The sequence below is a fragment of the Vibrio sp. SCSIO 43155 genome (assembly GCF_023716605.1).
Taxonomy (GTDB): domain Bacteria; phylum Pseudomonadota; class Gammaproteobacteria; order Enterobacterales; family Vibrionaceae; genus Vibrio; species Vibrio harveyi.
Genome location: NZ_CP071852.1, coordinates 3,362,372 through 3,387,770 on the forward strand (window position 1 = coordinate 3,362,372; position 25,399 = coordinate 3,387,770).

The window sequence follows — 25,399 nt, forward strand, 5'->3', positions numbered from 1 at the left end:
TTATGTCTTTAGAAACATTGCTAAAGCAAGTACGTGCCTGCCAGATCTGTGCAGACGATTTACCTTTGGGTGCAAACCCTATCGTACAAGCCGCAAAAGACGCACGCATTCTAATCATCGGACAAGCGCCGGGAATGCGCGTACACAAAACCTCGATACCTTGGAACGATCCAAGCGGCGATCGGTTACGCCAATGGCTCGATATCGACAAAGACATTTTCTACGACCCAAGCAAAATTGCCATTGTCCCAATGGGCTTCTGTTATCCAGGTAAAGGAAACTCAGGTGATCTACCACCTCGTAAAGAATGTGCGCCAGCTTGGCATAAACAGATTCTTGAGCAGTTGCCCAATATAGAGCTGACGCTACTGATTGGTCAGTACTCACAGCAGTACTATCTCACCAACAAACCAAAGACGCTCACGCAAACTGTTCAGCAATGGCAGGATTGGGAACCTGACTTTATTCCACTTCCCCACCCTTCTCCACGCAACACATTGTGGTTAAAGAAGAACCCTTGGTTTGAATCTGACGTCGTGCCATATCTTAAAAAACGCGTTCATTCGATGCTTTAGGCTACCCATGATCTAATTGCTTGTTTATCTGTACAAGAAAATTAGAACATAAAGCCAGCAATCATAAACCTTTGTTTATATTAAACTTTAATGTCTAACGTGCAGCTAGAATAGTAATTAGATCATGGCAGACCAAATACTATCAGAGCTGTACTATCTTGAATTTCAGGTAAAAAAATACCGGCACTGATTGCCGGTATTTAATTTCAAAAAGTCGAAGTTACTTGTGGTATGGCTTAGATAGCTCGTGTACCGCTTCCACAAACACACCTGCGTTTTCTGGCGGCACATCCAAGTGGATACCGTGACCTAGGTTGAACACGTGACCAGTACCTGCATCGCCAAAGCCTTCTAGAATACCCGCGACTTCTTCACGGATACGCTCTGGTGAAGCGTAAAGCATTGATGGGTCCATGTTACCTTGTAGAGCCACTTTATCACCGATACGCGCTTTCGCGTCTGCGATGTTGATTGTCCAGTCTAGACCTACCGCATCGCAGCCCGTTGCTGCGATTTGCTCAAGCCACATACCACCGTTCTTAGTGAACAGCGTTACTGGTACACGGCGGCCGTCGTTTTCACGAATCAGACCATCTACAATCTTGTGCATGTATTGCAGAGAGAACAGGTTGTAGTCACGAGGTGTCAGTACACCACCCCATGTATCAAATACCATCACCGATTGTGCACCCGCTTTAATTTGCGCGTTTAGGTACTCGATAACGCTGTCTGCTAGCTTATCTAGAAGTAGATGCAGAGTTTGTGGTTCTGCGTACATCATCTTCTTGATCTTGGTGAACGCTTTCGAGCTACCGCCTTCAACCATGTAAGTCGCCAGTGTCCACGGGCTACCAGAGAAACCAATCAGTGGAACATCACCATTCAAGTCTTTGCGGATTTGACGCACTGCGTTCATTACGTATTGCAGTTCGCCTTCTGGATCCGGCAAACCGATCTTTTCAACGTCTGCTTTGCAAGTGATTGGTTTATCGAAAACCGGACCTTCACCAGCAGCAAAACGAAGTTCTAAGCCCATTGCATCTGGGATAGTTAGGATGTCAGAGAACAAGATCGCTGCATCAAGAGGAAAACGGCGTAGTGGTTGAAGCGTTACTTCTGACGCCAACTCCGCGTTTTTACACAAAGACATGAAATCGCCCGCTTGCGCACGAGTTGCTTTGTATTCTGGTAGGTAACGACCTGCCTGACGCATCATCCATACTGGCGTGTAATCTACTGGCTCTTTTAAAAGGGCACGCAGATAACGATCATTTTTTAATTCAGTCATTCCGTAATTCCAATTGTTAGGCTTTCTTTGAAAGGGGGTATTCTATCACTGATTTAAGGCTAATAGCTGTGTGCTTTGCAACCTGGATCAAGTTATTAACTTTTAAATCAGTGCTTAATTTGCACCCAATCAGTATCAGTGTTAAAAATTTGTTCGCTAGCGAAAACTACAATTATAAACTGAGTACCCGGTACTCAGCATCTCATAACGACATCTTACTTACCCCCTCCCTCTCGGAGGGTTTTTTTTATCTATTTTTCAATGAATTAAAAAAGCCACCTTGCGGTGGCTTCATATTTCATAATCATGATTGGCAAACTTTTTTCATGACCCCTTTTACATATCCTTTGGATAGGTAAGTCGGACACAAGGTCTCCCGCACCGATTGCGAGTCAATAATGTAATTCTCAAAGTTTGTTAGTGCCGTGTTAGCACACCCATTTGTTGCGACTTCTTTTGCCAATGCAAACTGAGAATTACTCGGTCGATCAAGCGTATACAGCAGCGCATTCGAGACCTTTTCATCTGCACAGTATTCCGGAGACTGCTTGACTGCAGCGGCATAGAATGGAATCGCGAGAGATTTAGAGACATTTTGGAACACCTTAGTCCCTTCTTCAAAACTTACGTTACCCGCAGGAGAGAGTTCGGCGAGCAGTTGTCCGTAGCTCTCTACACACCCTTCCATCGAATACTTGATACAAGATTGCGCTGCCGGAACTAAGGCTTTTGCAAAACTTTGAGTAAAATCACTGGATTGAGACAGAAACGCATACTCAGTGAGTAGCTGCTGCCCTAAACCAATAGCGCTATCAGCGGCTCCGGAAGAAACGTAACTATTGAAAGCTCCTGTTGCAGCATCTGCCACCAGTCCTTGCCAAGCATCATCTCGCTGTGATGGACGAATATCATTGGCATGATAGAGCAGCTCATTCCAGCTTTGTGCTTTATGAAGAGCGGTTAAATCTTCCATAGAGTAACGCTCTTCAGCGACCGCAGAAAAGCTTGAAGCCATGGCAACTAAGGGGAAGAGTATTTTTTTCATTACCTTAGTTCCACGCTTGCTTGAGATATTTCAGCGTTGAAGAGTCGTAAGCCGCGTTCGGGTTCAAAGCGACTTTAAGCACACTGCCACCATCATCAAGAGAGAAACCTGCTTTACGCGCCTTCACAGAGTCTTGACCAACAAATTGGATTTGTTGAACTTTTTGGAACTCTTCTTTATAAAGTGCGGCATGTTCAGTCGTCGTGCATAGCTTAACCATATCATCGTAGATATAGTTGATTAAGCCACCCAGCCAACCTGTGGTTTTTACTTTGTCTAAACGAGCTTCAGCAAAGTCGTAGTCATCCCACGCAGCCCAGTCAAAGTTTGTTTCAAGAACTTCATTGCCACAAGCGGTTTGCACTTTTGCGACGTTTTCCGTCATTGTATTTTCGGTCAACATACGCTTCGCTTTCACTTCAATACTTGCCTGTGCCGAAACACTTACCAAAGAAAAAGACGCAATACCTAGCCATAACGCTGATCTGTATTTCATTAGACATACTCCTTTATTAATCATTGTGTCATTACAGAATGCTGTGCTAGGTCAGTCTAACAATCCCCTTTGTCTCAAAAGTGATTCTACATTTTCCTTTAATCGCTTTACGAGTCGGCTCTCAAGCCTGCTGAATATCACTAATTGTTTGCTCAATTAATGCTCTTGCGATTGTCCCTTTTGGGGCTACTGGTGGCATATCATCAACGCCAAACCATTGAGCATCAGACAGCTCGGTGTAATCAGGATTCAATTCACCAGACTCGTAATCCGCAAGAAATGCCATCATCATACTGGATGGAAAGGCCCATGGTTGGCTGCCAAAATAGCGAATATTTTTAACGTGTACGCCGGTTTCTTCGCGCACCTCGCGTGTCACACACTCCTCCAAGGTTTCACCCACCTCTAAAAAGCCCGCTATTACGGTATACATGCCATTTCGATGGCGAGGGTGCTGAGCTAGCAAGATTTGGTTGTCTTTACGCACAGCGACAATGATGCACGGGAAAATACGCGGATAATGCAAAGTACGGCACTCACCACACTGCATTGCCAATTGATTGTTATTGAGGAAATTGCGACCACCGCATTGCGGACAAAAACGCAGGCTTTGTGTCATATGACCATACTGAATGGCTTTACTGATCAAAAGAAAAAGGGAGTCTGAGAAATGGAGACAATCACGCAAAGATACAAGCTCTAAATCGTGGTCTAAATCCGACAGGTTTACCCACATCACCGGGACATCTTGGTATTCACCTATCTGCCTTGCACTCGCTTCTGGCAGTGAGAACTGCTCTGCATTGCCAAATGGTATAGCACCATCCACCAGCCAAACATCGCTTCCTGAGACAACACACCAATAGGCGTTTTTCGTACGGTTAACTTCACCTTTTCTTAACATTACAGCGTCCCTTTGCTTGAAGTTCATTCATTTTACTGGCAATCTAATTTCATACCAGAGTTTGTCGTTCGCTAAATTTGCAACTATAAATTCTAGTAAGGACAAGAGTTTGTAATCACTTTACTAACTTTGCTTTGCAAAGGATACGTTCGCCAACGGGCGATCAGATCATGAGGGCATGGTCATGCTAAAAAAATTCAAACAAACACAAGACCAATGGGGCGGCTCCAGTGACGTTATTGACCATTGGCTGGAAACGAGACAATCTCTGATTGTCGAATATTGTAAGCTTGCAGCACTGCAACCTTGTTCGAAATCCAACGTCGTTGAACTCCCTTCCCCTGACGAACTTCAGCACTTCTGCCAACACCTTGTGGATTATATCTCTGAAGGTCATTTTAAAATCTACGATATGGTGATGGATAAGTGGAAAGCCACTGGCTTTGTTGCTACTGATGAAATTAACCAAACTTACGCGAAGATCGTCCTCACTACTGAGCCGTTGTTGAACTTTACCGACAAATACTCTGATGTTTCAGCCGAAGATGAACTGGCTGATTTTGACGAAGATATGTCTTTGATTGGGGAAATCATTGAGACGCGCTTCGCGGTAGAAGACCACTTGATTCAGTTGATTGCCGACAGTTTAGCGATGCCACCTGGCGCATAGCGAGAAACGAGAAACGAGAAACGAGAAACGAGAAACGAGAAACGAGAAACGAGAAACGAGAAACGAGAAACGAGAAAATTCTTAAGGGTTGGCGTGTGCACGTCAACCCTTTTTGTTTTTCGGGATTCGCTTCTATTTTATCTTTCTAGGGATAAATCCAGTCAACGCCCTCTTCGTCAATCACTTTCACGGTTCTCCAAAGGCACACCTCTCGATTCCGTAAACGAAGCATACCTACATGTCGAAGCGTAGCGTTCTAACCTTTGCTCCCAAAAACAAAAAAGGCACCCGAGGGTGCCTTTTCTTTTAAGCTCTTAACGATTACTCGTCAGAAGAGAAGCCTGCGTTTAGAAGTGCAGCTAGGTTATCTGTTGCTTGTTCAGCAGATGGACCTTCTTGCGCTTCAGCACGTTTAGCTTGACGATCTTGGTGGTATGCGAAACCAGTACCAGCTGGGATCAGACGACCAACAATTACGTTCTCTTTCAGACCACGTAGGTCATCACGCTTACCAGAAACCGCAGCTTCTGTTAGTACGCGAGTTGTCTCCTGGAACGATGCCGCAGAGATGAATGACTCAGTCGCTAGAGATGCCTTAGTGATACCTAGTAGCTCACGCTCGAAACGTGCTGGCTCTTTGCCTTCAGCTTCTAGGTTACGGTTAGAAATCTTAACTTGTGAGTATTCAACTTGCTCGCCAGGTAGGAACTCAGAGTCACCAGCGTGAGTAATTGTACACTTACGTAGCATTTGACGAACGATAGTCTCGATGTGCTTATCGTTAATCTTAACGCCTTGTAGACGGTAAACTTCTTGTACTTCGTTAGCGATGTACTGAGTTACAGCGTGTACGCCACGTAGACGTAGAATGTCATGTGGAGACTCTGGACCATCTGCGATCACGTCACCACGTTCAACACGCTCACCTTCAAATACGTTCAACTGACGATGCTTAGGAATCATCTCTTCGTAAGTATCACCGCTGTCGCGAGTGATAACTAGACGACGCTTACCTTTCGTTTCTTTACCGAAGCTCACAGTACCTGTGTGCTCAGCAAGGATCGCAGGCTCTTTAGGCTTACGAGCTTCGAATAGGTCAGCTACGCGTGGTAGACCACCGGTGATATCTTTGTTACCGCCAGATTTCTGAGGGATACGAGATAGTGTGTCACCAATGCCAACTTCAGCGCCATCTTCGATGTTTACAATCGCTTTACCAGGTAGGAAGTAGTGAGCTGGCATTTCTGTACCAGGGATCATTACGTCGTTACCTTGCTCATCAACAAGCTTGATAGCTGGACGCATATCTTTACCTGCTGCTGGGCGAGCTGCTGGGTCAGTTACTTCGCTTGAAGATAGACCTGTTAGGTCATCTGTTTGACGAGAAACTGTAACACCGTCGATCATGTCTACGAACTGGATGCGACCTGCCACTTCAGTGATGATTGGCATGGTGTGCGCTTCCCAGTTAGCAACAACTTCACCAGCTGTTACGGCGTCGTTGTCGCCTTTGCTTAGCATCGAACCGTAAGGAAGTTTGTGCTTCTCTTTAGTACGACCGAATTCATCAATGATAGTTAGCTCAGATGCACGAGACGTGATTACCAGCTTCTTATCTTTGTTGATTACGAACTTAGCGTTGTGCAGTTTAACTGTACCAGTTGTCTTCGCTTGGATGCTGTTCTCTGCTGCTGCAGTAGATGCCGCACCACCGATGTGGAACGTACGCATCGTAAGCTGTGTACCCGGTTCACCGATAGACTGAGCAGCGATTACACCAACTGCTTCACCTTGGTTCACTAGGTGACCACGTGCTAGGTCACGACCGTAACACTGTGCACAACAACCGAAGTCAGAATCACAAGTAACTACAGAGCGCACTTTCATGCTGTCTACTGAGTTCTCTTCCATGATCTGACACCACTTCTCATCAATTAGAGTGTTACGTGGGATCAGAACATCTTCTGTACCTGGCTTAAGAACGTCTTCAGCTACTACACGACCTAGCGCTAGCTCAGTTAGTGCAACTTTAACATCACCACCCTCGATGTGAGGCATCATGTCAACACCCTCGTGAGTGCCACAGTCATGTTCAGTTACAACAACGTCTTGAGCAACGTCTACTAGACGACGAGTTAGGTAACCCGAGTTCGCTGTTTTCAGTGCCGTATCCGCAAGACCCTTACGAGCACCGTGCGTTGAGATAAAGTACTGAAGTACGTTTAGACCTTCTTTAAAGTTCGCTGTGATCGGCGTTTCGATGATTGAACCATCTGGACGCGCCATCAGACCACGCATACCCGCTAGCTGACGAATCTGAGCTGCAGAACCACGAGCACCCGAGTCAGCCATCATGTAGATGCTGTTAAACGATTCTTGTTGCTCTTCTTCACCGTCACGGTTAACTACCGTTTCAGATGAAAGGTTTGCCATCATCGCTTTCGCTACGCGATCGTTGGTCGATGCCCAGATATCGATAACTTTGTTGTATCGTTCGCCCGCAGTAACAAGACCAGATTGGTATTGTTCCTGGATTTCACGTACTTCTTCTTCCGCTTCTGCGATTTCAGTGTACTTAGCTGGCGGTACAACCATATCGTCGATACCAACAGATACACCAGATAGTGCCGCGTATGCGAAACCTGTGTACATGATTTGGTCAGCGAAGATTACAGTGTCTTTCAGACCTAGTTTACGGTACGCCTCGTTTAGTAGGTTAGAGATTTGCTTCTTACCTAGCTTTTGGTTAACGATGCTGTACGGTAGACCAGCTGGCACGATTTGCCATAGCATTGCACGACCGATAGTTGTATCAACCATCTTAGTCTCTGTTGTGCTGTTGCCGTCTTCGTCTACAACTGTTTCTGTAATACGTACTTTAACGCGTGCGTGAAGTTCAGCTTGCTTAGTGCGGTATGCTTTCTCAGCCTCTGCTGGGCCAGAAAGGTACATGCCTTCACCTTTCACGTTGATCTTGTCACGAGTCATGTAGTACAGACCCAATACAACGTCCTGAGAAGGTACGATGATCGGATCACCTGACGCTGGCGACAGAATGTTGTTTGTCGACATCATCAGAGTACGAGCTTCAAGCTGTGCCTCTAGAGTTAGAGGTACGTGAACCGCCATTTGGTCACCATCGAAGTCCGCGTTGTACGCCGCACACACTAGTGGGTGTAGCTGGATCGCTTTACCTTCGATTAGTACTGGTTCGAACGCCTGGATACCTAGACGGTGAAGTGTAGGTGCACGGTTCAATAGTACTGGGTGTTCACGGATTACTTCGTCTAGGATATCCCAAACTACCGCTTCTTCACGCTCTACCATTTTCTTAGCAGCTTTGATTGTAGTCGCAAGACCGCGAGTCTCTAGCTTGCTGTAGATGAATGGTTTGAATAGCTCAAGTGCCATCTTCTTAGGAAGACCACACTGGTGTAGACGAAGGTATGGACCTACTGTGATTACAGAACGACCAGAGTAGTCTACACGTTTACCTAGAAGGTTCTGACGGAAACGACCTTGCTTACCCTTGATCATATCAGCAAGAGATTTCAGAGGACGCTTGTTAGAACCAGTGATCGCACGACCACGACGACCGTTGTCTAGTAGCGCATCAACAGACTCTTGCAGCATACGTTTTTCGTTACGTACGATGATGTCCGGAGCTGCTAGCTCTAGAAGACGCTTCAAACGGTTGTTACGGTTGATCACACGACGGTATAGGTCGTTTAGATCAGAAGTCGCAAAACGACCGCCATCTAGTGGTACTAGAGGACGCAGATCTGGCGGAAGTACTGGAAGTACAGTTAGGATCATCCACTCTGGGTTGTTACCAGATGCGATGAACGCTTCTACCAGCTTCAGACGCTTAGTTACTTTCTTACGCTTAGTTTCAGAGTTAGTAGTTTCTAGCTCTTCGCGCATTTGTTCTGCTTCAGCGTGCATGTCCATAGAACCTAGTAGGTCCTTGATAGCTTCTGCACCCATCTTAGCAGTGAACTCGTCGCCCCACTCTTCTAGACGGTCTAGATACTCTTCTTCCGTAAGCATCTGACCTTTTTCTAGATCAGTCATACCCGGCTCAGTTACTACGTACATTTCGAAGTAAAGAACACGTTCGATATCACGTAGAGGGATATCCATTAGTAGACCGATACGAGACGGTAGCGATTTTAGGAACCAGATGTGAGCTACTGGTGAAGCAAGCTCGATGTGGCCCATACGGTCACGACGAACTTTAGTTTGTGTAACTTCTACACCACACTTCTCACAGATAACACCACGGTGCTTCAAGCGCTTGTACTTACCACAAAGACACTCGTAGTCTTTAACTGGACCAAAGATACGCGCACAGAACAGACCATCGCGTTCAGGTTTGAACGTACGATAGTTGATCGTTTCAGGTTTTTTAACTTCACCGAAAGACCATGAACGGATCATGTCTGGTGAAGATAGACCGATTTTGATTGCATCAAATTCTTCGGTCTTATGCTGTGCTTTTAGAAAGTTTAATAAGTCTTTCACAATCAGCTCCTGTAAGGAGTTAAAAGGAGCTCACTCGCTAAAGTGAGCACCTTCTACCAAATAATCGCTTTAGATTCTCTCAACCTTAGTCAAGAGAGAAAGAGATTACTCTTCGTCTTCTAGCTCGATGTTGATACCTAGCGAGCGAATCTCTTTCAACAGTACGTTGAACGATTCTGGCATACCAGGTTCCATGCTGTGGTTACCGTCTACGATGTTTTTGTACATCTTAGTACGGCCGTTAACGTCATCCGACTTAACCGTTAGCATTTCTTGTAGAGTGTAAGCCGCACCGTATGCTTCTAGTGCCCATACTTCCATCTCACCGAAACGCTGACCACCGAACTGAGCTTTACCACCAAGTGGCTGCTGAGTTACTAGGCTGTACGAACCAGTTGAACGAGCGTGCATCTTGTCATCAACAAGGTGGTTCAGTTTCAGCATGTACATGTAACCTACTGTTACAGGGCGCTCAAACTGGTCACCTGTGCGACCATCAAACAGTTTTAGCTGACCAGATTCTGGTAGGTCTGCTAGTTTCAGTAGCGCTTTAATAGACGCTTCTGGTGCACCGTCAAATACTGGAGTCGCGATTGGTAGACCGCCACGTAGGTTCTTGATCAGAGTACGAACTTCGTCATCAGATAGAGAAGCAATATCTACTTTCTGGCGAGTCTCGCCTAGATCGTAAACTTTTTGTAGGAACTCGCGGAATTTCGCTAGTTCTTGCTGCTCTTTAACCATCTGGTTGATCTTGTCACCAATACCTTTCGCTGCCAGACCTAAGTGTACTTCTAGGATCTGACCGATGTTCATACGCGAAGGTACACCCAGTGGGTTAAGTACGATGTCTACAGGCTGACCTTTCTCATCGTATGGCATGTCTTCAACAGGGTTAATCTTAGAGATTACACCCTTGTTACCGTGACGACCCGCCATCTTATCACCAGGCTGAATACGACGTTTAACCGCTAGGTAAACCTTAACGATCTTCAGTACGCCAGGTGCTAGATCATCACCTTGAGTGATCTTGCGACGCTTAGTTTCGAATTTCTTATCGAAGTCAGCTTTTAGCTCGTCCCACTGCTCTGCTAGTTGTTCTAGCTGAGTTTGTAGAGCGTCATCTTCTAGCGTTAGTTCTAGCCACTTCTTACGATCAGTTGTGTCTAGTTTCGCTTCAGAGTAACCACCTTCAATCAGTACAGCTTTAACACGGTTTAGAAGGCCACCCTCAAGAATCTGGAATTCTTCAGTTAGGTCTTTCTTCGCTTCTTTAAGCTGCATTTGTTCGATTTCAAGCGCACGCTTGTCTTTCTCTACGCCATCGCGAGTGAAGACTTGAACGTCGATGATCGTACCTGATACAGAGTTAGGTACACGTAGTGAAGTATCTTTAACGTCAGATGCTTTTTCACCGAAGATTGCACGTAGTAGCTTCTCTTCAGGCGTTAGCTGAGTTTCACCTTTAGGTGTTACTTTACCAACTAGGATGTCGCCACCCTTAACTTCAGCACCGATGTAAACGATACCTGACTCGTCTAGTTTAGACAGAGCAGACTCACCTACGTTTGGAATATCAGCTGTGATCTCTTCAGAACCAAGCTTAGTATCACGCGCCACACAAGTAAGTTCTTGGATGTGGATAGTCGTGAAACGGTCTTCTTGAACTACGCGCTCAGATACTAAGATCGAGTCTTCGAAGTTGTAACCATTCCAAGGCATGAACGCGATACGCATGTTTTGACCAAGCGCTAGTTCACCAAGGTCTGTTGAAGGACCATCAGCAAGAACGTCACCGCGTGATACAGGTTCACCTGGCATCACACATGGGCGCTGGTTAATACATGTGTTCTGGTTAGAACGTGTGTATTTAGTCAGGTTGTAGATGTCGATACCAGCTTCACCTGGTACTAGCTCTTCTTCGTTCACTTTAACAACGATACGAGAAGCATCTACAGACTGGATTACACCACCACGTTTAGCAACTGCAGTTACACCTGAGTCAACTGCTACGTTACGTTCAATACCAGTACCAACAAGCGGTTTGTCAGCTTTCAGTGTTGGAACTGCCTGACGTTGCATGTTCGCACCCATCAATGCACGGTTCGCATCATCGTGTTCTAGGAACGGGATAAGCGATGCAGCAATAGATACAACCTGGTTTGTCGCAACGTCCATGTACTGAGCGTGCTCACGAGGGTGTAGACCAGATTCACCTTTTTGACGAGCTGTGATCAGCTCATCTGCAAAACCGCCTTCTTCAGTTAACGCAGCATTAGCCTGTGCGATAACGAATTGACCTTCTTCGATTGCAGATAGGTAATCTACTTCGTCTGTTACAATGCCATCTACAACGCGACGGTATGGTGTCTCTAGGAAACCGTACTCGTTACAACGCGCAAACGCAGATAGAGAGTTGATCAGACCGATGTTTGGACCTTCCGGCGTTTCGATAGGACATAGACGACCGTAGTGAGTTACGTGTACGTCACGTACTTCGAAGCCAGCACGTTCACGAGTTAGACCGCCAGGACCCAATGCAGAAATACGACGCTTATGCGTTACTTCTGATAGCGGGTTGTTTTGGTCCATGAACTGTGAAAGCTGTGAAGAGCCAAAGAATTCTTTAACAGCTGCAGAGATTGGTTTCGCGTTGATCAAGTCTTGAGGCATGATTGCGTCAAGATCGCCTAGGCTTAGACGCTCTTTAACTGCACGCTCAACACGTACTAGACCTACACGGAACTGGTTCTCAGCCATTTCGCCTACAGAGCGGATACGACGGTTACCTAGGTGGTCGATATCGTCCACTTCGCCTTTACCGTTACGAATCGCGATAAGCTTCTTCATCACTTCAACGATATCTAGCTCGTCAAGTGTGCCTTGCTCTTGAGCATCTTCACGACCGATAGAGCTGTTGAACTTCATACGACCAACAGTCGATAGATCGTAACGCTCTTCAGAGAAGAATAGGCTTTCGAATAGTGCTTCTGCAGCTTCTTTTGTTGGTGGCTCACCAGGGCGCATCATGCGGTAGATTTCTACCAAAGCAGAAATACGATCAACAGTGCTGTCGATGCGTAGCGTTTCTGACATGAATGGACCATGGTCTAGATCGTTGGTGAACAACGTTTCTAGTGATTTGTGGCCAGCCTGAGATAGGTTCGCTAGAGCTTCCAGGCTGATTTCCTGGTTAGCGTTAACAATGATCTCGCCTGTTGCTTCGTTGACGTAATCTTTCGATGCAACTTTACCAACGATGTACTCAACTGGTACTTCGATGTGATCAACGCCATCTTTCTCTAGTTGGCGGATATGACGAGCTGTTACACGACGACCTTGCTCAACGTAAGTTTTACCGTTCGCTTCGATGTCGAATGACGCAGTTTCACCACGTAGACGATCAGGAACCAACTCCATTAGTAGAGTTTGGTCTTTCACTTCGAAGTTCACTTTTTCGAAGAAGATATCTAGGATTTCTTCTGACGTTTTACCAAGTGCACGAAGGATGATCGAAGCTGGTAGCTTACGACGGCGGTCAATACGTACGTATAAGTTATCCTTAGGGTCGAACTCAAAGTCTAACCATGAGCCACGGTAAGGAATAACACGTGCGTTGTATAGAACTTTACCTGAAGAGTGGGTCTTACCCTTATCGCTGTCGAAGAACACGCCTGGGCTTCGGTGCAGCTGGGATACGATAACCCTCTCGGTACCGTTAATTACGAAGGTACCATTGTCTGTCATAAGCGGAATTTCGCCCATGTAGACTTCTTGTTCTTTAATGTCTTTTACAGTACCTGCTGGCGCGTCTTTATCAAAGATTACTAGACGTAGTTTTACGCGTAGTGGCTTTGAGTAAGTTACACCGCGGATTTGACATTCTTTAACGTCAAAAACTGGCTCACCAAGACGGTAGCTAACGTATTGCAGCTCAGAATTGCCGTTGTAGCTCTGAATTGGGAATACAGAACGGAAAGCAGCTTCAAGACCGTATTGACCTTCAGGATCCTGTTCGATGAATTTGTCGAACGAATCGAGCTGGATCGATAGCAGGTATGGAATGTCCAAAACTTGTGGACGAGTACCAAAGTCCTTACGGATGCGCTTTTTCTCGGTATAAGAGTAAACCATGGGGTTCCTCAGCTCGCTGATAAGTGACCCAAACTGTCCGCCCGCTCCTAGTTACTTAAGGGGGGTAAGGGACAGTGACTAAATAGCTGTTTACTGTAGTGACATTTCATTGCGTAGGAATGAAATGTTTTTTGCTTGGGAACAGGCGCTTAAACAGCGGGAAAATTCGCCTATACCCTACAGCGCAAAAAGGCCGGTGGTTAAAAAACCACCAGCCAATTAGCCGTTAGGCTAAGAAACTATGCAATAATTACTTAACAGCAACAGTTGCACCAGCTTCTTCTAGCTGAGCTTTAAGTGCGTCAGCTTCTGCTTTGTCAACACCTTCTTTAAGAGGTGCTGGAGCGCCGTCTACAAGAGCTTTAGCTTCTTTAAGACCTAGGCCAGTTGCGCCACGTACTGCTTTGATTACAGCAACTTTGTTGCCGCCAGCAGATTCTAGGATTACGTCAAATTCAGTTTGCTCAGCTGCAGCTTCGCCGCCTGCTGCGCCACCTGCAACTACTGCAGCAGCAGCAGATACACCGAATTTCTCTTCCATAGCTTCGATTAGTTCAACAACTTGCATTACAGACATTTCTGCAACTGCGTCTAGGATTTGCTCGTTAGTAATAGACATAACAATTCTCTTTTAAGTCAACAATAAGTTTATTTTGCAACCAGTAAAAAGCAAGGCTTAAGCCGCTGCTTCTTCTTTTTGATCGCGGATAGCAGCGATAGTACGTACCAGCTTGCCAGCAGAAGCTTCTTTCATGCACATCATTAGGCGTGCGATTGCTTCGTCGTAAGTTGGTAGTGTTGCTAGTACTTCAGCGTCAGTTAAAGCGCCTTCAAATGCAGCAGCTTTGATCTCGAAATCTTTGTTCTCTTTAGCGAAGTCTTTGAAAAGACGCGCTGCAGCACCTGGGTGCTCGTTAGAGAACGCGATTAGAGTAGGACCAGTGAAAGTGTCAGTTAGACACTCGTAGTCTGTACCCTGAACCGCACGACGTGCTAGAGTGTTACGCACGACTTTCATGTAAACACCCGCTTCGCGAGCTTGTTTACGTAGAGAAGTCATCGCGCCAACTTCAACGCCACGAGAATCAGCTACAACTGCAGAAAGTGCACCACTGGCAGCTTCGTTGACTTGAGCAACAATTGCTTTTTTGTCTTGAAGGTTTAAAGCCATCTTGGATTTACTCCTGGTTGTCGTTACACCACTCACTATCATCACGACAGTGAGAGCTATTGAGGTGCATTCCCAGAAGAAAGTTAACTATTTACATAGAGCTTTCTGTCAGTTCGGGCACCATCTACGTAGGATGATTAAGTTTGTTTTGAGAACAAACACCTACGGTCTTGGACGGAGACTGGGTCTTAATTCATTTCGAACTAGGAGACAGTTCAAAGAACCAATGTTCAGCCCCAACCACAAATATTAGGCGCAAAATTATACACAAATTTTGCGCCTAAGCAAATAAATTATGCTTGAGTGTTCAGGCTAGCCTGATCAACAGCAACACCAGCACCCATAGTAGTAGAGATGCTTACTTTCTTCAGGAAAGTACCTTTCGCTGAAGATGGCTTAGCTTTCTTCAGAGCAACTAGAAGAGCTTCTAGGTTCTCTTTGATCTGCTCAGCAGAGAAGTTTGCTTTACCGATAGTAGTGTGGATGATGCCGTTTTTGTCGTTACGGTAACGAACCTGACCAGCTTTAGCGTTCTTAACCGCTTCAGCAACGTTAGGAGTTACAGTACCAACTTTAGGGTTTGGCATTAGACCGCGAGGACCTAGGATAGTACCTAGTTGACCTACAACGCGCATTGCATCAGGAGAAGCAACAACTACGTCGAAGTTCATTTCGCCTTTCTTAACTTGCTCAGCAAGATCTTCCATACCAACGATGTCTGCGCCAGCTTCTTTAGCTGCTTCAGCGTTTGCACCTTGAGTGAACACTGCAACGCGGATTTCGCGGCCAGTACCGTGAGGTAGTACAGTTGCACCACGTACGTTCTGGTCAGATTTACGAGCATCGATGCCTAGGTTAACAGCAACGTCAACAGACTCTACGAATTTAGCAGTAGCTAGTTCTTGAAGAAGAGCAACAGCTTCGTTGATTTCGTACTCTTTAGTTACGTCAACTTTTTCGCGGATTACGCGCATGCGCTTAGTTAGTTTAGCCATCTTATTAACCCTCTACCACTAGGCCCATTGAACGAGCAGTACCAGCGATTGAACGCTTCATTGCTTCGATGTCAGCACCAGTCATATCAGCAGCTTTAGTTTCTGCGATTTCTTGGATTTGAGCGTCAGTTACAGTACCCACTTTTTCAGTGTTTGGACGACCTGAACCAGACTTAACGCCAGCAGCTTTCTTAAGAAGAACAGCAGCAGGTGGAGTCTTAGTTACGAACGTGAAAGAACGGTCGTTGTATACAGTGATAACAACAGGAGTAGGTAGACCTTTCTCTAGAGATTCTGTTTTCGCGTTGAACGCTTTACAGAATTCCATGATGTTAACACCGTGTTGACCTAGTGCAGGACCAACTGGTGGACTTGGGTTCGCCATACCAGCTGCAACTTGTAGCTTGATGTAAGCTTCAACTTTCTTAGCCATGATAATTCCTAAGTTTGGGTACAAACGCTAATCATCGATCAGCTCCCCGTTTAATGAAAAAACTCTTTACTTCACCAGAAGTAAAAAGGCGCGAAATTATAGTCATAATTCGCGCCTTAGACAACCCTTAAAAAGGTGTTTTTTTAATCAAGTTTTTCAACCTGACCAAATTCAAGCTCAACTGGTGTTGCACGACCAAAGATCGACACAGACACTTTCAGGCGGCTCTTCTCGTAATCCACTTCTTCAACAGTACCATTGAAGTCAGCAAATGGACCTTCATTAACACGTACCACTTCGCCCGCTTCGTACATAGTACGTGGACGAGGAGCTTCACTTGCTTTCTCAAGACGATTAAGAATCGCATCAGCTTCTTTGTCTGTGATAGGTGCTGGACGGTCTGAGGTACCACCAATGAAGCCCATGACACGCGGCACACTGCGTACTAGGTGCCATGATTCATCGTTCATAATCATCTGAACAAGGACGTAACCTGGGAAGAACTTACGCTCAGATTTACGACGCTGACCCGCGCGCATTTCCACTACTTCTTCAGTAGGAACCAGTACTTCACCGAATAGCTCTTCCATGCTGTGCATTTTGATATGCTCGCGAAGAGATTGAGCTACACGACCTTCAAATCCAGAGAAGGCTTGAACCACATACCAGCGTTTTTTTGGAGCTTCACTCATGAATTAAAACCCTCTATACCCCAGTCGCTAGAGCTACTAGACGAACCATGATGCCGTCAATACCCCATAGCGCTAGAGCCATTACAATACTTACAGCTAAAACGATCAGTGTTGTTTGCATAGTTTCTTGGCGTGTAGGCCAAACAACTTTACGAACTTCCATACGAGATTCTTTTGCAAAACTGATCGCTGCTTTACCTTTAGTCGTTGTTGCTGCAACGCCAAGAGCAGCTGCAATTAGAACAACAACGCCTGCAGCGCGAACTACTACAGACATTTCACCATACAGGTAATTACCCACAACAGCGGCCGCTGCTAATACGAAAGCGGCAATCCACTTAAACGTATCTGCTGCGTTTGAGCTATCAGGAGTTTCAGCATTATTTGCTTTCATAAACCAACCTGTCACAAGTCTTAATATAGACGACAACAACCCCGCTGTTGCAGGGCAAACTCCATATCGCTGAAAAAATCAGCGTTACTCTCTTAAGATTAAGCCTCTCCGGCCAATCTTGCTCTGCTCTCAACCAAAATCTGAACAAGAAAACAGCTAAAATAATGTTGAGTGCAGAAAAAGGGCATCAAATGATGCCCTTTTTGCTACTGGTTCGTCAAATCTAATTCAAGATTTTCCGAAGACATTCGTTTAATTCTTTAAGAATTAGTCGAAGATCTTAGCAACAACACCAGCACCTACAGTACGGCCACCTTCACGGATAGCGAAACGTAGGCCTTCATCCATAGCGATAGGAGCGATTAGCTCAACTTGCATTTGGATGTTGTCACCTGGCATTACCATTTCTACGCCTTCTGGTAGAGAGATGTCACCAGTTACGTCAGTTGTACGGAAGTAGAACTGTGGACGGTAGCCTTTGAAGAATGGAGTGTGACGACCACCTTCATCTTTAGAAAGTACGTATACTTCTGACTCGAACTTAGTGTGTGGAGTGATTGAACCAGGCTTAGCTAGTACTTGACCACGTTCAACTTCATCACGCTTAGTACCACGTAGAAGTGCACCAACGTTCTCACCAGCACGACCTTCGTCAAGAAGCTTACGGAACATCTCAACACCAGTACATGTTGTAGTAGTCGTTTCTTTGATACCAACGATAGCAACTTCGTCACCTACGTTTAGGATACCACGTTCGATACGACCAGTTACTACTGTACCACGACCTTGGATTGAGAATACGTCTTCGATAGGCATTAGGAATGGCATATCTACTGCACGCTCTGGCTCAGGGATGTATGAATCTAGCGCTTCTGCTAGTTCAACAATCTTAGCTTCCCATTGCTCTTCGCCGTTTAGTGCGCCTAGAGCAGAACCTTGGATAACTGGTAGGTCATCACCTGGGAAGTCGTACTCAGATAGAAGTTCACGAACTTCCATTTCTACTAGTTCTAGTAGCTCTTCATCGTCAACCATGTCACATTTGTTCATGAATACGATGATGTATGGGATACCAACCTGACGGCCTAGTAGGATGTGCTCACGAGTTTGTGGCATTGGACCATCAGTTGCAGCAACTACAAAGAATACCACCGTCCATCTGTGCAGCACCAGTGATCATGTTCTTAACGTAGTCCGCGTGTCCTGGACAGTCAACGTGCGCGTAGTGGCGAGTTGGAGTGTCGTACTCTACGTGAGAAGTAGCGATTGTGATACCGCGCTCACGCTCTTCTGGAGCGTTATCGATAGATGCGAAGTCACGAGCAGCACCGCCGTATACTTTAGCAAGTGTTGTACAGATAGCTGCAGTTAGAGTAGTTTTACCGTGGTCAACGTGGCCGATAGTACCAACGTTTACGTGCGGTTTTACACGTTCAAATTTTTCCTTTAGACATGAGTAGTCCCTCTAGGTACGGATTTAGGTGGCCCGAATTGACCACGCAACCAAAAAAGATAATTGGTAAATCTTATATCAAAAGGAGATAACTTTGAGAGCTGGTGCTGATAGGCAGACTCGAACTGCCGACCTCATCCTTACCAAGGATGCGCTCTACCACCTGAGCTATATCAGCACTCAAATTAGAGTGGAGCGGGCAGCGGGAATCGAACCCGCATCATCAGCTTGGAAGGCTGAGGTAATAGCCATTATACGATGCCCGCAACACGTAACTCTGAGAGCTATTTCCTAAAGAATATGGTGGAGGGGGACGGATTCGAACCATCGAAGGCAGTGCCGGCAGATTTACAGTCTGCTCCCTTTGGCCACTCGGGAACCCCTCCAAATTTTTTAAGCCATTCTTACTACAATTGTTTCCACTAGAAACAGGAAAGAATGGTGCCGACTACCGGAATCGAACTGGTGACCTACTGATTACAAGTCAGTTGCTCTACCTACTGAGCTAAGTCGGCATAAGTGGTGCGCATTCTATTGAATGATTTTCTAGGTTGCAATAGCTATTTCAAAAAAAATCGTAAAATTCGACTTTTTAGAATCGATTGCTGCAAAATCATACAAACCTCGCTTTTTAAAGCAAACTTTCGAGCTTTGTCGTTTGCTTTGCACGGAGCTTGTTGTATGTTCTTGCTCTCGATGAAACCAAGGATAAAAGAGACCCATGAGTCCATTTTTGTCATTTGACCGTGCCGAATGGGCAGAATTGCGCAATTCTGTTCCGATGACACTCTCTGAAGACGATCTGAAAGCGCTTCAAGGCATTAATGAAAACCTCACTATGGAGGAAGCGGTAGAGATCTACCTTCCTTTGTCTCGTCTTTTAAATCTGTACGTTCAGGCTCGCCAAAGTCGTAACTCTGTACTTCAGCAGTTCCTCAACACGGAAGAACATGCTCCACCCTTTGTTATCGGCATTGCCGGCAGTGTGGCGGTAGGAAAGAGTACTACCGCACGACTTCTAAAAGCATTGCTCTCTCGTTGGGAGAACCATCCGAAAGTCGCCCTTGTGACAACAGATGGTTTCTTATATCCAAAGAAAGTGCTGGAAGAGAGAGGCATCATGCATCGTAAAGGCTTTCCGGAATCTTACGATATTAAACGCTTGGTAGAATTCGTTTCAGATGTAAAAGCAGGTCAACCAAACTTAGAAGTCCCAGTTTATTCACACATTACGTACGACATTACTGAAGAACGAAAGAAAGTAGATCGTCCAGATGTACTGATTATCGAAGGGTTAAACGTTCTGCAAAGTGGTATGGACTATCCGCATGATCCACATCGCGTGTTTGTCTCTGATTTCCTAGACTTCTCTATTTATGTTGATGCAGAAACTGAGACCATTGAGCAATGGTATGTAGAACGATTTTTGAAATTCCGCCAAGGTGCATTTACTCAACCAGGCTCTTATTTTAGTCATTACACGCAATTGTCTGTCGAAGAGGCGAAAAACAAAGCTAAAGAAATTTGGCAAAGCATTAACGGGCTCAATCTAGAACATAACATTCTGCCAACTCGCGAGAGAGCCCATCTAATTCTGCACAAAGGTCCTAGTCATCTCGTCGACAAGGTGTCGTTGAGAAAGTAACCTCTATTAGGCACTAGACTAGAGGTTAATCACCTTTCCTTAGGGAGATCTCACCACCAACGTAGGTCTCCAATCCATTAGTGGTTTCTAATACTACACCACCTTGCTGATCGATGCCCTTTACTACCCCATGGATTTCTCTAGGTCCCATCAATAGCTTTACAGGGCGTCCAATAAAGTTGTCTAAACGATTCCAACGCTCTACAAACCCACCGAGCCCTGTCATTTCATATTCTTCTAGTGCTTTCTTCCAGTGTTCAATCAGGTTAATCGCTAACTGGTTACGATCGATATCTAGGCTATCGCTCACTTGGTTTAAGGTTGTCCACGGTTGATCGATTTCAGGTTGCAAGTCTGGCATACCGATATTAAGCCCCATGCCAATAACTAGATGCGCTGCCCCACCGGCTTGCCCTGACATTTCAACTAAAATGCCTGCAAGCTTTTTATCTTCGTAGTAAATATCGTTCGGCCATTTGAGTTTCACGCCTTGGATACCCATCTCTTCAATAGCTTCCACTGCTGCGATACCAACAACTAAGCTCAACCCCATAGCCGCTGCCATACCAGCATCCAAACGCCAGTACATCGACAAATACAAGTTAGTCCCAAAAGGCGATATCCATTGGCGCCCACGTCGTCCTCTTCCTTTTGCTTGATATTCAGCCAAACATACGCGCCCCTTATCGGAGTCATCGACTTTCTCGAGCAGATATTGGTTGGTTGAATCTATAACCGAGATGAGTTCAAGTTGAGTATCAACATGAGCTTGAAGCCTTTGCTCATCAAGCAGTTGTAAAGGCTGAGCTAGCTGGTAGCCACGTCCTTGAATCCGGTAAATGTCTACGCCCCAATCATTAAGACCTTTGATGTGCTTTGCAATAGCAGCGCGTGATATACCCAATTCTTGCCCTAAGGCTTCCCCAGAATGAAAATCACCGTCACTTAGCGCTTTGAGAATATGCAGTTTTGCAGAGTGTTCCTTTCTCATCGCGTAGCCTCAATCTCAGTTAGGTTAGTCTCGCCCTTGTTATTCATAAAACGAACTTCATGTTCTAGTTCAATTTGGTATTTATCCCAAACGGTCCTTTTTACCAAAGACGCAAGCTCGACAACGTCATTGGCACTACAATTATCAACATTAGTTAGAACCAAAGCTTGGAGTGGATTTACTTGAGCACCGTTCACTGATACCCCCTTCAAACCACATTGGTCGATTAACCAACCCGCAGCGACTTTCATTCCTCCTTTCGCAGGGTAAGCCACCATATTGCTGTGCTTTTTGATAAGTTGATCGTAATGATCTTGGCTGATCACTGGATTTTTAAAAAAGCTTCCTGCGTTACCAACTTTTGCAGGGTCTGGCAATTTTTCCATTCGCACTTGGCATACACGCTCAAAAATGGTTAGGGGACTAAGCTCTTCTTCAGGAATACTTTGCAAAGGACCATATTGATTGATCGCCTTCCATTGCTTTGGCAGTTTGAGACCGACCGCAGTAATAAAGCATTTTTCATATAATGCATGCTTGAAGATCGAATCACGATAGCCAAATTGGCACTCTTCTGCAGTCATGCGTTTGGTCGTGAAGTTCTCCAAATCGAGGATATCTACGTATTCGCACACATTTTGCAATTCCAATCCATAGGCTCCGATATTTTGAATAGGTGCCGAGCCTGCACAGCCAGGGATGAGTGCGAGGTTCTCAATACCTCCCATACCTTGTTCTACACACCATTGAACAAGCGCCGGCCAATCCTCACCGCCTTCAATGTGCAATAGATAATGAGCACCTTCTTCAGTAACAGTTTTGCCCATTAAGCGGTTAATGATGACCATGCCTTCATAGTGTTGAGTAAACAGCATGTTACTGCCCTTACCTAAAAATAGCTTCGGTAACTCTAGGTAAGCTTCATCTTTAAATAGCTGAATAACATCATCGATAGTTTCAACGATCGCTAAATAAGCACAAGTTTGTTCGATACCAAATGTGTGGAAAGCCTTGAGGCTCGCATGTTTCTTAATTTCCATAGTGGATTTGCAACGCCAGATGAGATTCTCTTAAACTGTAGCCATTCTACCTTAGTTATGTTTTAGCCGCAGTGACAATACCTAGCTCATTAATCATAGAAGTGTTAAATCCGATCAAACTACCTCTGATCAAGAGATTATACAAAGCACATTACCCTGCCGGAAAAGCCAAGCGTGATGAGCTGATCATCACCGCAAGTTTAGAAGGAAAAATCGTTGCTCTCCTTAGAATGAAAGCGGTCGAAAAGTCTCGCTTGCTGACTGGTATGCTTGTTGTTCCGGAATGTAGGGGAACAGGGGTCGGTCAAGCATTACTTACTCATTGCGAAAACACTGTTTTCAACAATGGAGATTATTGCTTTGCTTTTAATCATTTAGAGGCATATTACTCTCAACATGGATTCAAAACCATTGATAGCTCTGAGCTTCCAAACTCATTGAAAATGGCTTATTTACGGTACGTGGACAGTGGCAAAGATCTCATTCCAATGCAATTCATTACTTCTAGTGCTTCAAACAGTGCGCTTTTGTAGCCAGAGAAATCATATCTTTGGTAAAATATCAGGTTCGCAATATTGCACTTAATTAAGGTACTCACACCGGTATGATAGTAAGTAGGAACCCATTCGAACAGTTGCCAAGTCTCGCAGTTAAGCCTGAAGACTTCGAAGTTCTGCACGCAGCAGATGCTTTCAGAGCTCGTCTTCTTGATGCGATCAGCAAAGCAACGTCACGAATTTACCTAGTCGCTCTATATCTGGAAGATGATGAAGCTGGACGTGAAATTTTCACAGCGCTTTATGAAGCGAAACAGCGCAATCCTGGATTGGACATCAATATCTGTGTAGATTGGCACCGAGCGCAACGTGGTCTCATTGGTGCAGAATCATCTGAAGGCAACGCAGCACTTTACAAGGCATTCGCAAAAAAATACCAGCACTCAATTCCTGTATACGGTATTCCTGTACGAGGCAGAGAAGTCTTTGGTGTACTTCATCTTAAAGGCTTCATCGTAGATGACACCGTCATTTACAGCGGAGCAAGTCTTAACAACGTATACCTACAATACAATGGTCGTTACCGCTTCGATCGCTACCATGTCATTCAACACAAAGCATTAGCAGACTCGATGGTAGGATTCATTCAGGATGAAATGATCGCCCACCCTGCAGTTAATGATCTTGCAGATAAAGATAAACCTGAGACAAAAGAGATCAAAGCGGACATTCGCCAACTTCGCTCTTCTTTAGCTCGTGCTAATTACGAATTTAAACCCGAAGTAGCCAGCGAAGACGAAGTGAAAGTTACACCGCTGGTAGGTTTAGGGAAGCGCCGTAATTTACTCAACCAGAAAATCGTTAAGCTGCTTGCAGCTGCTCAGAACGAAATCTTTATCTGTACACCTTACTTTAACTTCCCGAAAGCGATTAATCGTGAAGTAAAACGTGCAATGAAACGTGGTGTAAAAGTAACAATCGTGGTTGGTGACAAGACTGCAAACGACTTTTACATCTCTCCTGAAGAAGAGTTCAAAACTATTGGTGGTTTACCATATCTGTACGAACTCAACTTACGTCGTTTCGCTAAAGCGAATGAAGCAAGCATTGCTGCTCGCAAATTATCTATTCACCTTTGGAAACATGATAACAATAGCTTCCACCTCAAAGGTATCTGGGTTGATAAGCGCTACATGCTTATGACAGGCAACAACCTAAACCCTAGAGCATGGTCACTAGATCTTGAAAATGGTCTTTTAGTACAAGACAACTTCGCGAAGATGACAGACAAATTTGAACAAGAGGTGGCAAACATTCTAGAGCACACTCAGCTTATTTGTACTTACAAGCAATTAGAGAAAGTGGAAGACTATCCAGTCAGTGTTCAGAAGCTGGTCCGTAAGATCACACGTATCAAAGCTGATGGTGTACTAAAACGCATTCTTTAAAATGCTTCGATAGTAAACTTACAGAGCCCAGTATGAAAATACTGGGCTTTTTTATTATGTACAGCTAGCGACATAGATTACAACATTGTTGCTTTCTTTAAGTATTTAAACTGACAGTTCGATATACAATGGGATGAGACGACTTTGTATTCTAAGAAATTCAACAAGATAACAGGTCCAGATTGTAACGAAAAGGCTCCAGCATTTCTGCTGGAGCTTTAAATATGACAGAGGTAGATTGGATCAATACTCCGAGATTCGATAGGACTTACTGCCAAGCGATCTGGAGATCTAATCTCAACACGCACGATTCTGGCGTTAGGAGAATCAGATACTCTTCCAACTAGACTGGTACTCTTTTCTTCATATACGAAAGAGGCTCTAGCATTTCAGCCAGAGTCTTAAATATGGCAGGGGTAGATTGGACCGGCACTCCGGAGATTCGATATGGCTTGCTGCCAAGCGGACTGGCGGCTCAGTTCCCAACACGCACTATTTGGGCATTAGGGGAATCCCCTGCTCTTCCAACTAGACTGGTACTCGTTCCTCCATATACGAAAAAGGCTCTAGCATTTCTGCTAGAGCCTTAAATATGGCAGGGGTGGAGAGATTCGAACTCCCAACACGCGGATTTGGAATCCGCTGCTCTGCCAATTGGAGCTACACCCCTGTAGAAACTACAGTTTATCACATTGTAGATTCAAAAAAACCTCGCAAAAGCGAGGTCTTTGAAATAAGTGGCGGAGCGGACGGGACTCGAACCCGCGACCCCCGGCGTGACAGGCCGGTATTCTAACCAACTGAACTACCGCTCCGCACTGGTTAGACCTAAAGTCTAAGTTTTTGTCTTCACTTTTTCATAAAAAGTGAAAATAAAATACAAGCCTGGCGATGTCCTACTCTCACATGGGGAAGCCCCACACTACCATCGACGCTAATTCGTTTCACTTCTGAGTTCGGAATGGAAGTCAGGTGGGTCCAAATCGCTATGGTCGCCAAGCAAA

General features: G+C 45.2%; 19 protein-coding genes, 6 tRNA genes, 1 rRNA gene and 1 pseudogene. 5 read left to right on the forward strand and 22 right to left on the reverse strand.

All coding sequences use genetic code 11. The features are described from left to right. Positions 1-2 precede the first annotated feature (2 nt). Positions 3-575, forward strand: a complete 573-nt coding sequence (locus tag J4N44_RS15970) for a uracil-DNA glycosylase family protein (protein WP_222327401.1) — start codon at positions 3-5, stop codon at positions 573-575. A gap of 220 nt (positions 576-795) precedes the next feature. On the opposite strand, the gene hemE is transcribed toward J4N44_RS15970, so the two are convergent. The 4 genes from hemE to nudC form a co-directional block, all read right to left on the reverse strand. Further along, the gene (gene hemE, locus J4N44_RS15975) at positions 796-1,863 is read right to left on the reverse strand and encodes a uroporphyrinogen decarboxylase (RefSeq protein WP_005433634.1); all 1,068 of its coding nucleotides are present in this window, start codon (positions 1,861-1,863) and stop codon (positions 796-798) included. 304 nt (positions 1,864-2,167) lie between these two features. After that, positions 2,168-2,908 (reverse strand): hypothetical protein, encoded by a 741-nt coding sequence (locus tag J4N44_RS15980; protein WP_045490586.1) that lies wholly within the window; start codon positions 2,906-2,908, stop codon positions 2,168-2,170. A 4-nt stretch (positions 2,909-2,912) separates the two neighbouring features. Beyond that, the gene (locus tag J4N44_RS15985) at positions 2,913-3,404 is read right to left on the reverse strand and encodes a hypothetical protein (protein WP_005451133.1); all 492 of its coding nucleotides are present in this window, start codon (positions 3,402-3,404) and stop codon (positions 2,913-2,915) included. Positions 3,405-3,525: 121 nt separating this feature from the next. Then, positions 3,526-4,308, reverse strand: a complete 783-nt coding sequence (nudC, locus tag J4N44_RS15990) for an NAD(+) diphosphatase (protein WP_252044650.1) — start codon at positions 4,306-4,308, stop codon at positions 3,526-3,528. 178 nt (positions 4,309-4,486) lie between these two features. Between nudC and J4N44_RS15995 the strand changes: the two genes are divergently transcribed. Beyond that, entirely contained in the window at positions 4,487-4,978 is a 492-nt protein-coding gene (locus tag J4N44_RS15995) for an Rsd/AlgQ family anti-sigma factor (protein ID WP_005451131.1), read from the forward strand. Positions 4,979-5,299: 321 nt separating this feature from the next. Here J4N44_RS15995 and rpoC read toward each other — a convergent pair whose 3' ends face one another. From rpoC to J4N44_RS16060, 13 genes and pseudogenes are all read right to left on the reverse strand, one after another. Then, the gene (gene rpoC, locus J4N44_RS16000; RefSeq protein WP_005451130.1) at positions 5,300-9,502 is read right to left on the reverse strand and encodes a DNA-directed RNA polymerase subunit beta'; all 4,203 of its coding nucleotides are present in this window, start codon (positions 9,500-9,502) and stop codon (positions 5,300-5,302) included. 105 nt (positions 9,503-9,607) lie between these two features. Next, positions 9,608-13,636 (reverse strand): DNA-directed RNA polymerase subunit beta, encoded by a 4,029-nt coding sequence (gene rpoB, locus J4N44_RS16005; RefSeq protein ID WP_005451129.1) that lies wholly within the window; start codon positions 13,634-13,636, stop codon positions 9,608-9,610. Between the two features lie 250 nt (positions 13,637-13,886). After that, positions 13,887-14,255 carry a 50S ribosomal protein L7/L12 gene (gene rplL, locus J4N44_RS16010; RefSeq protein WP_005433642.1) on the reverse strand — a complete coding sequence of 123 codons (369 nt, stop codon included), beginning with the start codon at positions 14,253-14,255 and terminating at the stop codon, positions 13,887-13,889. A 57-nt stretch (positions 14,256-14,312) separates the two neighbouring features. Then, positions 14,313-14,807: a 50S ribosomal protein L10 gene (rplJ, locus tag J4N44_RS16015; RefSeq protein ID WP_005451126.1), complete on the reverse strand. Its 495-nt coding sequence runs from the start codon at positions 14,805-14,807 to the stop codon at positions 14,313-14,315. 293 nt (positions 14,808-15,100) lie between these two features. Continuing rightward, on the reverse strand, positions 15,101-15,802 hold the full coding sequence (rplA, locus tag J4N44_RS16020) for a 50S ribosomal protein L1 (RefSeq protein WP_005384683.1): 702 nt from the start codon (positions 15,800-15,802) through the stop codon (positions 15,101-15,103). A gap of 4 nt (positions 15,803-15,806) precedes the next feature. Further along, the gene (rplK, locus tag J4N44_RS16025; RefSeq protein ID WP_005451125.1) at positions 15,807-16,235 is read right to left on the reverse strand and encodes a 50S ribosomal protein L11; all 429 of its coding nucleotides are present in this window, start codon (positions 16,233-16,235) and stop codon (positions 15,807-15,809) included. Between the two features lie 143 nt (positions 16,236-16,378). Next, complete coding sequence (nusG, locus tag J4N44_RS16030) at positions 16,379-16,927, reverse strand: transcription termination/antitermination protein NusG (protein WP_005451123.1); 549 nt, start codon at positions 16,925-16,927, stop codon at positions 16,379-16,381. A 13-nt stretch (positions 16,928-16,940) separates the two neighbouring features. Beyond that, positions 16,941-17,321 carry a preprotein translocase subunit SecE gene (secE, locus tag J4N44_RS16035; protein WP_005451121.1) on the reverse strand — a complete coding sequence of 127 codons (381 nt, stop codon included), beginning with the start codon at positions 17,319-17,321 and terminating at the stop codon, positions 16,941-16,943. A 267-nt stretch (positions 17,322-17,588) separates the two neighbouring features. After that, a pseudogene (tuf, locus tag J4N44_RS16040) lies at positions 17,589-18,723 on the reverse strand (elongation factor Tu). A 153-nt stretch (positions 18,724-18,876) separates the two neighbouring features. Beyond that, positions 18,877-18,952, reverse strand: a tRNA-Thr gene (locus J4N44_RS16045). A gap of 13 nt (positions 18,953-18,965) precedes the next feature. Beyond that, positions 18,966-19,040, reverse strand: a tRNA-Gly gene (locus J4N44_RS16050). Positions 19,041-19,075: 35 nt separating this feature from the next. Further along, positions 19,076-19,160, reverse strand: a tRNA-Tyr gene (locus tag J4N44_RS16055). A 53-nt stretch (positions 19,161-19,213) separates the two neighbouring features. Then, positions 19,214-19,289, reverse strand: a tRNA-Thr gene (locus J4N44_RS16060). Positions 19,290-19,495: 206 nt separating this feature from the next. Here J4N44_RS16060 and coaA point away from each other — a divergent pair. Further along, positions 19,496-20,419: a type I pantothenate kinase gene (gene coaA, locus J4N44_RS16065; protein ID WP_017817494.1), complete on the forward strand. Its 924-nt coding sequence runs from the start codon at positions 19,496-19,498 to the stop codon at positions 20,417-20,419. A 25-nt stretch (positions 20,420-20,444) separates the two neighbouring features. Here the strand turns inward: coaA and birA are convergent, their stop codons facing one another. Both birA and murB read right to left on the reverse strand, forming a co-directional pair. Further along, positions 20,445-21,410, reverse strand: a complete 966-nt coding sequence (gene birA, locus J4N44_RS16070) for a bifunctional biotin--[acetyl-CoA-carboxylase] ligase/biotin operon repressor BirA (RefSeq protein ID WP_005451112.1) — start codon at positions 21,408-21,410, stop codon at positions 20,445-20,447. Continuing rightward, positions 21,407-22,450: a UDP-N-acetylmuramate dehydrogenase gene (murB, locus tag J4N44_RS16075; RefSeq protein WP_005451110.1), complete on the reverse strand. Its 1,044-nt coding sequence runs from the start codon at positions 22,448-22,450 to the stop codon at positions 21,407-21,409. The genes birA and murB overlap by 4 nt, the downstream gene beginning before the upstream one ends. A gap of 101 nt (positions 22,451-22,551) precedes the next feature. On the opposite strand from murB, the gene J4N44_RS16080 reads away from it, so the two are divergent. Together J4N44_RS16080 and pssA are read left to right on the forward strand one after the other, a co-directional pair. Continuing rightward, positions 22,552-22,983 (forward strand): GNAT family N-acetyltransferase, encoded by a 432-nt coding sequence (locus J4N44_RS16080; protein ID WP_017191164.1) that lies wholly within the window; start codon positions 22,552-22,554, stop codon positions 22,981-22,983. A gap of 71 nt (positions 22,984-23,054) precedes the next feature. Then, entirely contained in the window at positions 23,055-24,395 is a 1,341-nt protein-coding gene (gene pssA / locus J4N44_RS16085; RefSeq protein WP_005451105.1) for a CDP-diacylglycerol--serine O-phosphatidyltransferase, read from the forward strand. A 593-nt stretch (positions 24,396-24,988) separates the two neighbouring features. On the opposite strand, the gene J4N44_RS16090 is transcribed toward pssA, so the two are convergent. The 3 genes from J4N44_RS16090 to rrf all read right to left on the reverse strand — a co-directional run bounded on the left by J4N44_RS16090 (position 24,989) and on the right by rrf (position 25,395). Next, positions 24,989-25,065, reverse strand: a tRNA-Trp gene (locus J4N44_RS16090). 68 nt (positions 25,066-25,133) lie between these two features. Next, positions 25,134-25,210: transfer RNA gene (locus J4N44_RS16095), tRNA-Asp, on the reverse strand. 68 nt (positions 25,211-25,278) lie between these two features. Further along, positions 25,279-25,395 (reverse strand): 5S ribosomal RNA (rrf, locus tag J4N44_RS16100). Between the last annotated feature and the right edge of the window lie 4 nt (positions 25,396-25,399).

Bases quoted from the DNA above. Each gene is read 5' to 3' on its own strand.
- J4N44_RS15970 (WP_222327401.1), top strand. From the start codon at position 3: ATGTCTTTAGAAACATTGCTAAAGCAAGTACGTGCCTGCCAGATCTGT.
- hemE (WP_005433634.1), bottom strand. From the start codon at position 1,863: ATGACTGAATTAAAAAATGATCGTTATCTGCGTGCCCTTTTAAAAGAG.
- J4N44_RS15980 (WP_045490586.1), bottom strand. From the start codon at position 2,908: ATGAAAAAAATACTCTTCCCCTTAGTTGCCATGGCTTCAAGCTTTTCT.
- J4N44_RS15985 (WP_005451133.1), bottom strand. From the start codon at position 3,404: ATGAAATACAGATCAGCGTTATGGCTAGGTATTGCGTCTTTTTCTTTG.
- nudC (WP_252044650.1), bottom strand. From the start codon at position 4,308: ATGTTAAGAAAAGGTGAAGTTAACCGTACGAAAAACGCCTATTGGTGT.
- J4N44_RS15995 (WP_005451131.1), top strand. From the start codon at position 4,487: ATGGTCATGCTAAAAAAATTCAAACAAACACAAGACCAATGGGGCGGC.
- rpoB (WP_005451129.1), bottom strand. From the start codon at position 13,636: ATGGTTTACTCTTATACCGAGAAAAAGCGCATCCGTAAGGACTTTGGT.
- rplL (WP_005433642.1), bottom strand. From the start codon at position 14,255: ATGTCTATTACTAACGAGCAAATCCTAGACGCAGTTGCAGAAATGTCT.
- rplJ (WP_005451126.1), bottom strand. From the start codon at position 14,807: ATGGCTTTAAACCTTCAAGACAAAAAAGCAATTGTTGCTCAAGTCAAC.
- rplA (WP_005384683.1), bottom strand. From the start codon at position 15,802: ATGGCTAAACTAACTAAGCGCATGCGCGTAATCCGCGAAAAAGTTGAC.
- rplK (WP_005451125.1), bottom strand. From the start codon at position 16,235: ATGGCTAAGAAAGTTGAAGCTTACATCAAGCTACAAGTTGCAGCTGGT.
- nusG (WP_005451123.1), bottom strand. From the start codon at position 16,927: ATGAGTGAAGCTCCAAAAAAACGCTGGTATGTGGTTCAAGCCTTCTCT.
- secE (WP_005451121.1), bottom strand. From the start codon at position 17,321: ATGAAAGCAAATAATGCTGAAACTCCTGATAGCTCAAACGCAGCAGAT.
- coaA (WP_017817494.1), top strand. From the start codon at position 19,496: ATGAGTCCATTTTTGTCATTTGACCGTGCCGAATGGGCAGAATTGCGC.
- birA (WP_005451112.1), bottom strand. From the start codon at position 21,410: ATGAGAAAGGAACACTCTGCAAAACTGCATATTCTCAAAGCGCTAAGT.
- murB (WP_005451110.1), bottom strand. From the start codon at position 22,450: ATGGAAATTAAGAAACATGCGAGCCTCAAGGCTTTCCACACATTTGGT.
- pssA (WP_005451105.1), top strand. From the start codon at position 23,055: ATGATAGTAAGTAGGAACCCATTCGAACAGTTGCCAAGTCTCGCAGTT.